Origin of the sequence: Microcystis sp. LEGE 08355 (genome assembly GCF_015207185.1) — a bacterium.
GTDB lineage: Bacteria > Cyanobacteriota > Cyanobacteriia > Cyanobacteriales > Microcystaceae > Microcystis > Microcystis panniformis.
The window spans coordinates 1-2,922 of sequence record NZ_JADEXI010000578.1 but is presented as its reverse complement, the minus strand read 5'-3'; the positions used below and the strand labels follow the sequence as shown (position 1 = coordinate 2,922).

Genomic DNA, 2,922 nt, shown 5'->3' with positions numbered 1-2,922 from the left:
GGTGTAGGGTGTGGGAAGAATAAATATAGTCATTTCAATTAAGATTGAGAATATCAATGCCAGAGTTCATAAGGGTTTAACTGGTCTAGAGTGTATCAGACTTATCTGAAATGACTATAAAAATAATCTCCTGACGACCGACGACCGACGACCGACGACCGACTCCTGATTCCTAACTCCTGACTCCTGATTCCTGATTCCTAACCCCACCAACAAACTTTTTCAGCAAACCCTATTGTAAAGTTTTGTTAATTTTTCTGGGATTAGGGCGTTTTGTAAAAATAGATACAGAATTGTATGTTATATATATTAGTGGGTGATTAAAAAAGTTCGAAACACTATTTGCAGCTCGGAGGAAATGATTATGTCCACAGAACAACAAGCTCGCGCCTTAATGATGCGTCACCACCACGCCGTCAAAAATCGTCAACAATCGATGTTAGGGAGAAGTGCTTCTGAAATCGGTATTGACAATGACAATGGCTACGGGGAAACCGTTCAACGTCGCTTCTCGGCCGACTTTTCTTCACAAACTTACGATCGCTCTGGTGTTACTCTCAGTTAGGGTCTGAGATTTCGCCAAAGTATCAGCTTTCAATCTTAGAATTAAGTGAACAATCAGCCCACACAAACCGAGATCGGTAGGTGTGGGCTTTCGGTTTTTAGAGATAGGGGTCAGTCCTGGGCCGATTACGGGGTTTCATCGGGATTTATGCCTAATTGCCGTAATTGCGCCGCTAAACGTTCCGCACGTTGACGTTCGCTTTCAGCCTGTTGATAGGCTGCCTGGGCGCGTTGACGTTCGATTTCAGCATTCTGACGTTCGATTTCGGCTAATTCCGCAGGTAGGAGAATTAAATTGCCGTCTAGGTCATAAAAACGTAGCCAAGGGGCTTCTTCTCGTTGGATGCTGCCCATCCAGACTCCTAACCATAATCCCAAACGTTGACACCATAACCAACCGCGCTGGTCGGGAATAATTTTTTGATAGCATTGATTTGGGTCTAAAGCCCAACCTTGCAGGGAAGTGGCATCAAAGGGATTATAAACGAAGTATTGGGAACAGCGAAAAGTCCGCTCATACAGGTCTTTTTTGGTAGTTAAATCGATTTTTGCGGTGCTTTCTGACATTAATTCCACTATCACATCGGGATAACGTCCGTTTTCGTCCCAAACCACCCATCCTTGTCGTTTATAACTACCATCGATATCGAGGACAACGAAAAAATCGGGGCCACGAAAATCTTTATTAAAAACCCGCTCACGGCTAAAGTAAATAAACATATTACCGCCAACAAAAAAGTCTTCTCGATCCTGATAGGCTTGTTCGATAGAATCGATTAAGACATTCATGGCCTTGCGGTGACGGTGCGTTTCCAAAGGTTCTCCATCATCAAAAATCAAGTCTTCCGGGGGAATGGGAGGTTCTTCCCAATCGATAACTGGAGGAGTGAGGGGTTGAGTCATCGGGGTTACGTCCGGGATAGAGATGGTTTTATTTTATTTGTAAGACGAGGCGATATTTAGGTTGTCCGGTTCGCAATTTTTCCATGGCTTCATTCACCTGGGAGATAGGATAGGTTTCTGTCACCGGTTCAATGCCATGGCGAGAGGCAAATTCGATCATTTTATTAATGGTACTGGGACTACCCAAAGGACTGCCAGAAATCGATTTTTGACCCATAATCAAGGGAAAAGCATAGGTAGCCATGGGTTCAAGAACAGCCCCAACAATGTGCAGACGACCTTTGGGACGTAAACAGGCGATATAAAGACCCCAATCGAGATTAACGTTAACGGTAGAGATGATGAAATCGAAGTAATTTTGTACCGATTGCAAGGCTTCGGGGTCTCTGGAATTGATAAAATGAGTCGCACCTAGTTCTTTTGCTTCTGTTTCTTTGTCGGGACTACTGGAAAAAGCGGTTACTTCGCAGCCCCAAGCTTTGAGGAATTTTAAGGCTATATGGCCCAATCCACCAATACCAATGACACCAACTCGGGCCGTGGGTTTAATATCAAATTGCACAATCGGATTAAAGACGGTTATACCACCACAAAAAAGCGGGCCAGCTTTGGCAGCATCTAACTGGTTCCCCAGGGGAACTAACCAACTATGATGAGCGCGGACTCTGTCGGCAAAACCACCATGGCGACCGACGATAGTTCCTTCGGCAGTGGCACAAAGGTTTTGATCCCCTGACATACAAGTTTCACAGGTCGAACAGGAACGGGAAAACCAACCAAGACCGACTCTTTGCCCTATCTTTAATTCTTTGACTTTAGCACCGAGAGCGGCGATCGTGCCGACCACTTCATGACCGGGGACAAAGGGATAGGTGGTCAGTCCCCAATCGTTATCGAGCATACTTAGGTCACTGTGGCAGATGCCGCAATATTCCACCTCGATTTCCACATCTTCATCCCCTAATATACCCGGATCGTAGTCAAAAGGCTCTAGTTTTCCCCCTTTCTCTCGGGCAGCATAGGCTCTAATCATGATTAAGTCCTCTAGGATCGGTTTATTGGTTATCTTATCCCAAATTTATCGAAAATTCGGGTTAAGAAGATTGGGCGATAATTCCACTGCTATGGACATCAACATCAAGGAAGTCCGCTCGTGATCATTAAAAAAATCTTAAAAACGGCAATTTTAAGAATAGCCAGAGGCGATCGCTAACTGGCAGCATCAGCAAAATTACTGGTTTTGGGTTACTCCTGTGTATAGACCGCTCGCCCGCCCCTTGCGGACTTGACTGACAAATTTTGTTAGGATCGGATAAAAATTGTCCTGTTTCATCGAAAATTTGGGTCTGAAACCCCGTCGTTCTACGACGGCTTTACTGTTAAATATGAGCATCGTTTACGAAATATATGCTAAAATGTGAGACATGGAAAAATCCTATTCTTACCGATTTTACC

Annotated in this window: 3 protein-coding genes; 1 reads left to right on the top strand and 2 read right to left on the bottom strand. The window is 44.5% G+C overall.

Translation table 11 applies throughout. The annotated features are described in order from the left end of the window. Nucleotides 1-364 precede the first annotated feature (364 nt). On the top strand, nucleotides 365-565 hold the full coding sequence (locus IQ242_RS21400; RefSeq protein WP_002758764.1) for a hypothetical protein: 201 nt from the start codon (nucleotides 365-367) through the stop codon (nucleotides 563-565). Nucleotides 566-690: 125 nt separating this feature from the next. On the opposite strand, the gene IQ242_RS21395 is transcribed toward IQ242_RS21400, so the two are convergent. Together IQ242_RS21395 and IQ242_RS21390 are read right to left on the bottom strand one after the other, a co-directional pair. Beyond that, complete coding sequence (locus IQ242_RS21395; RefSeq protein WP_193961333.1) at nucleotides 691-1,467, bottom strand: Uma2 family endonuclease; 777 nt, start codon at nucleotides 1,465-1,467, stop codon at nucleotides 691-693. A 28-nt stretch (nucleotides 1,468-1,495) separates the two neighbouring features. After that, complete coding sequence (locus tag IQ242_RS21390) at nucleotides 1,496-2,500, bottom strand: NAD(P)-dependent alcohol dehydrogenase (protein WP_193961332.1); 1,005 nt, start codon at nucleotides 2,498-2,500, stop codon at nucleotides 1,496-1,498. Between the last annotated feature and the right edge of the window lie 422 nt (nucleotides 2,501-2,922).

What these genes read in the sequence shown, in the direction of transcription:
- IQ242_RS21390 (WP_193961332.1), bottom strand. Translation starts at nt 2,500, where the DNA reads ATGATTAGAGCCTATGCTGCCCGAGAGAAAGGGGGAAAACTAGAGCCT.
- IQ242_RS21400 (WP_002758764.1), top strand. Translation starts at nt 365, where the DNA reads ATGTCCACAGAACAACAAGCTCGCGCCTTAATGATGCGTCACCACCAC.
- IQ242_RS21395 (WP_193961333.1), bottom strand. Translation starts at nt 1,467, where the DNA reads ATGACTCAACCCCTCACTCCTCCAGTTATCGATTGGGAAGAACCTCCC.